This is a genomic window from uncultured Aureimonas sp., assembly GCF_913775355.1.
Taxonomy (GTDB): domain Bacteria; phylum Pseudomonadota; class Alphaproteobacteria; order Rhizobiales; family Rhizobiaceae; genus Aureimonas.
On sequence record NZ_CAJYIU010000057.1, the window covers coordinates 1 to 4,875 of the forward strand.

The window sequence follows — 4,875 nt, forward strand, 5'->3', positions numbered from 1 at the left end:
ACACTAGCTGCCACACTCTTTCCCTACACGACGCTCTTCCGATCTGTGTTCGTCGCGCAGACCGCGCGCCGCGGCAGCGACATCGCGGCGATCCTGCGGGCGCTCGAGCCTGCCGCGAAGGTCGCCTATTTCCCGCCCTGGGACTGCCTGCCCTACGACGGCCTCTCGCCCTCGCGCGCCGTGATGGGCCAGCGGATGGGCGTACTGCGTTGGCTCACCAACCGGAAGAACCTTCCCGAGGTCGTCGTGACCACGGCCGAGGCTCTGGTGCGGCGTGTCCCGCCGCGCAGCATCTGGAAGACGCTTCATCGCGAGTTCCGCGCCGGCGAAGACTTCGACGTCGAGGCGATGCGCCCTTTCCTTCAGAGCCTCGGCTACCTGTTCGACGACCGCGTGGACGAGCCGGGCGAGGCCGCGATCCGGGGACGCGTCGTCGACTTCTATCCCGCCGGCGGCGACCTGCCCTGCCGGATCGAGCACGAGAAGGGCCGGATCGTCTCGATCCGCTCCTACGACCCCGTGACCCAGCGAACGATCGACGAGATCGAGTGCCTGATCGTCGACCCGGCGAGCGAGATCGTCGGCGACGAGACCGCGCCGGAACCGGTGTCCGATGCACGGCTGGCCAAGGGGCGCCGGAAGCTCGAAACCGTCTTCGATTACCTCGGAACCGCCGATCTCCTTCTCGAAGAAGGCGCGGACCGGCGGGCCGAAGCGTTCATCGAAGCGGCCGAGGCAGCCCACGAGGAAGCCCGCGAATCATCGAGCGCGAAGGTGCGGGCCGATCTGCCCGCCCCTTCCAAAATCCTTCTGACGTCTGCGCAATGGCGAGAGCAGATCGCGGCGAGCCTTTCCGCCGTCGTCGACGACCCGGCCGCAGACGATGCGGAGCGGGTCGCCAGCCTGCCGAACCTGGCCGACGAGAACGCGCCTTGGGCGGCCCTTCGCGATTTCGTCGGCCAAGGCACGTCGCCGCTGCGCGTCGTCGTTGCTGCCGGCACGCGTGCGCTCCTGAACGATTGGCATCGGCGCGCGCGACGGAACCTTGGCGGGGAATGGGAACGCGCGACCAGTTGGTCCACCGTCGAAGCCTCGCCGCCGGGCAGCAACTGGTCGATGCTCCTGCCGCTCAGCGAAGGCTTCGTTCTGCGTGACCGCGGTGTCGTCGTCGTCACGCCGCAGGACCTCGGCGGCCCGACCGCCACCACCGCCCCCGGCCAGGGGCAGGCCGCCCTCCTCGCCCATCTCGACGACTACGAGATCGGCGACGCCGTCGTCCACATCGACCATGGCGTCGGCATTCTTCGCGGACTGGAGACGATCGAGCGCGACGGCCGGACCATGGACGCGCTTCGCCTGTCCTACGCAGACGACGCGTCGCTGCTGGTGCCGATGGAGGAGATCGGGGCGCTCTGGCGCTACGGCGCCGATCCCGGCGACCTCAAGCTCGATCGCCTGAAGGGCGAAGGCTGGATCAATCGTCGCAACGACCTTCTCCAGCGTGTCCAGGATACGGCGCGCGGGATGGTCGACCTGATGAGCGCACGCCGCAAGTCGAAGGCGCGCGCGCTGAAGGCCGGGCGGCGAGCGTTCGAGCGCTTCTGCGCCGGTTTCCCTCACGCACTGTCGCCGGACCAGTCGGCGGCGGTGGACGCGGTTCTGGCGGATCTGGCGTCGGGTCGCCCGATGGACCGGCTGGTTTGCGGCGATGTCGGCTTCGGCAAGACCGAGGTCGGGTTCCGTGCCGCGGCCATCGCCGTCTCGGCCGGACGGCAGGCGGCGATCATCGCCCCGACGACCGTTCTCGCCCAGCAGCACACTCGGGCGGCCCTGCGGCGCTTCCGCTCTCTCGGCATCGACGTCGCACACCTCTCACGGCTCACCGCGCCGGACGAGGCGAAGCGGGTGAAGGCCGGCCTGAAGAACGGCGAAATCCGGCTGGTGGTCGGGACGCATGCCCTTTGCGCCGAGGACGTCGCCTTCAAGGACCTCGCTCTCGTCGTGATCGACGAGGAGCAGCGGTTCGGTGCCCGGCATAAGTCGCGCCTGCGCGCCCTCGCGCCGGGCGGCCACGTGCTGACGATGACGGCCACCCCCATCCCGCGCACCCTGCAGGCCAGTTTCGTCGGCCTCAACGATATCAGTGTGATCGCGACGCCGCCAATCCTGCGGCGCCCGATCCGAACGATCCTCACGGCGTTCGAGGACGACCTCGTCCGCGAAGCGCTCCAGCGCGAGAAGCGTCGGCAGGGGCAAAGCTTCGTGGTGTGCCCGCGTGTCGAGGATATCGCGCCGATGGCCGAGCGCCTGAAGGCGCTGGTGCCGGAGCTCGACGTGGCGGTGGTGCACGGCAAGCTGCCGGTGGAGACGATCGACGAGGTGATGCTGCGCTTCGGCGAAGGCGACGGCGACGTTCTTCTCGCCACCAACATCATCGAAAGCGGGCTCGACGTGCCGGCGGCCAATACGATGATCGTCTGGCGGCCAGACCGGTTCGGGCTGGCGCAGCTCCACCAGCTCCGCGGGCGCGTCGGTCGCGGCTCGCGGCGCGGCACCGCCTTCCTCCTCACCGACCCGGCGGTCGAACTCGGCGAAACCGCCCGCTCGCGACTTCAGACGCTGGAGCGGCTTTCGGGCCTCGGCGCGGGCTTCACCATCTCTACCCGCGATCTCGATCTGCGAGGCGCGGGCGAGCTTCTCGGCGAGGAACAGGCGGGCCATTTGCAGCTCGTCGGTCTCAGCCTCTACCGACACCTGATCGAGCGTGCGCTCACCGTTGCGGAAGGCAAGCCCGTGGCGGACGACTGGACGCCCGACATCGTGCTCGGCGCCAGCGGCTCCATCCCGGCGGACTACGTGCCCGACCCGGCCGCGCGTATCAATCTCTACAGCCGCATCGACCGCCTGCGCGAGCGGTCCTCGCTCGAACTTCTCGTGGAGGAGATCGGCGACCGGTTCGGACCGATCCCGGCCGAAACCAAGATTCTCCTGAAGGCAGCCGAGCTTCGCCTGCGCTGCCGCGAACTCGGCGTGCAGAAACTGGCCTCAGGTCCCAAGGGCACCGCGGCCGCCTTTCGAACGAAGGGCGACGCGGCGCGCCACGAGAAGATCAGGCTTCCGGCCGGCTGGAAATGGAACGACACCAAGCTCGTGTCGCCGAAAGGCGGCGAGACCGTCGCCGAGCGGTTCGTCGCCGCCCGATCGCTGCTCGAAGCGATCGACGCTCCGGCGGCATAGGCCAAAAAAAGGGGCGGCACAGAGGCCGCCCAGTTTGGCTGGAGTATCAGGTCCATGAAAAACCCGATGCTCATTAATTGGTTACGTCGGCCGAAGGTTGCGACGAATGTTACGGAAATTTAAGCGACGCAAGGTCGCCGTGATTTTGCGTCGCGTCGCAACCAAGCTTCTCCCGCCACGTTACAACGGCGCCGCACCCGCCCATTGGGTCGTGTCTGCTGCGGCACCTTGTTTGTGGAAGTAAGGAGAACGAGATGTTCCGCGATAAGCCTTCGGCCTACGATCGGATCAGCGACGCGATCGGCGACATCGGCGAGCGGCTTTCGGACGTCGAGGCGCGGATCGTCGAGAGGCTCAACCCCCGCCCGTCCAAGGCCGAAAAGCTGCGCCGCGCAGTCGAACGCGAGGTCAACCGTCTCTACGCTTCCGCCGAGCCGTCCTACAGCCGTTACTTGCCGAGCTTCCTGTCCGGCTGGTCGCTGCCCTCCACCGATGACGCGCGCTCGGGTCTCCACAGCGCCCGCCGCTCGCTGACGGACGGGGCACACGATCTCGCCGACCATGCCTCAGGTCTCAGCCGCTACCTGCCGTCGAAGTCGGCACTGACGCCGTCCTGGGGTCATCAGGCGAGCTTCCGCACCGGCCGCGGCTACCAGCGCAGCAAGGACTATCTGCGCGAGAACCCGAACGTCTCGACCGCGCTGATCGCCGGTGGCGCGATCCTGGCCGTGGCCGGCGCGATCTACGTCACCAAGAAGATCGCCGATCACGCCGAGGAGCCCGACTTCGACACCGTGCGCAAGGACGGCGACATCGAGATCCGCGATTACGACGCGCTCGTCGTCGCAGAGACGATCAAGACCGGCTACCACGAAAAGGCCCGGCGGCGCGGCTTCGAGAGCCTCTACGACTACATCGCCTCGAACAACCGTTCGGGCAAGAAGATCGCGATGACCGTCCCCGTGCTGCAGCAGCTGTCCGAGGGTGAGGGCCGCACGAAGGGCTGGGCCATCCGCTTCATCATGCCCAAGAAGTACACCAAGGCGAGCCTGCCGACGCCGAACAACAACGACGTGGCGATCCACGAGGTGCCGGCCAAGCGCGTCGTCGCGATCCGCTTCAGCGGCAACTTCACCGCCACGACCGCGTCGAAGAAGCTGATGACGCTCTACAACTACATTTCGGACGAGAACCTGAAGCAGAAGGGTGACCCGATCTACGCCTTCTATGACGCGCCGTGGACGCCGGGCTTCCTCAAGCGCAACGAGATCCTGATCGAGGTCGAGCGCTGAGTTTCTCAACGCTGCCTAGGAATGGGGCGTCCGTTTCGGCGGGCGCCCTTTTCGTCTGGACGTATCAAAGACGGATCACGTAGGTCTTGCGCGTCGTCTCCAGCACGCGCCAAGTTCCACGGAAGCCGGGGCGGATCACCACCGCGTCGCCCGGCCGAAGGTCGCGGACGTTGCCGCCCTCCTCGATCAGCATCGAGTGCCCTTCGAGGATCTGGCAGAACTCCCACTCGTCGTAGGACACGCGCCACTCGCCCGGCGTCGATTCCCAGATCCCGGCATAAAGCTCGCCGTCCTGTTCCTCGACGTTCCAGGTTCGATGGACGGGATCGCCCGCGATGATCTTCTC

Annotated in this window: 2 protein-coding genes; one reads left to right on the forward strand and one right to left on the reverse strand. The window is 67.3% G+C overall.

Going from position 1 to position 4,875, the window contains the following annotated elements:
- Positions 1 to 3,491: 3,491 nt before the first annotated feature.
- Positions 3,492 to 4,529, forward strand: a complete 1,038-nt coding sequence (locus QZ753_RS04500; protein WP_294641498.1) for a heme-binding protein — start codon at positions 3,492 to 3,494, stop codon at positions 4,527 to 4,529.
- A 64-nt stretch (positions 4,530 to 4,593) separates the two neighbouring features.
- Here the strand turns inward: QZ753_RS04500 and QZ753_RS04505 are convergent.
- Positions 4,594 to 4,875 (reverse strand): cupin domain-containing protein (locus QZ753_RS04505; protein ID WP_294641499.1); only part of this gene is annotated, 282 nt, incomplete at its 5' end.

What these genes read in the sequence shown, in the direction of transcription:
- QZ753_RS04500 (WP_294641498.1), top strand. Translation starts at nt 3,492, where the DNA reads ATGTTCCGCGATAAGCCTTCGGCCTACGATCGGATCAGCGACGCGATC.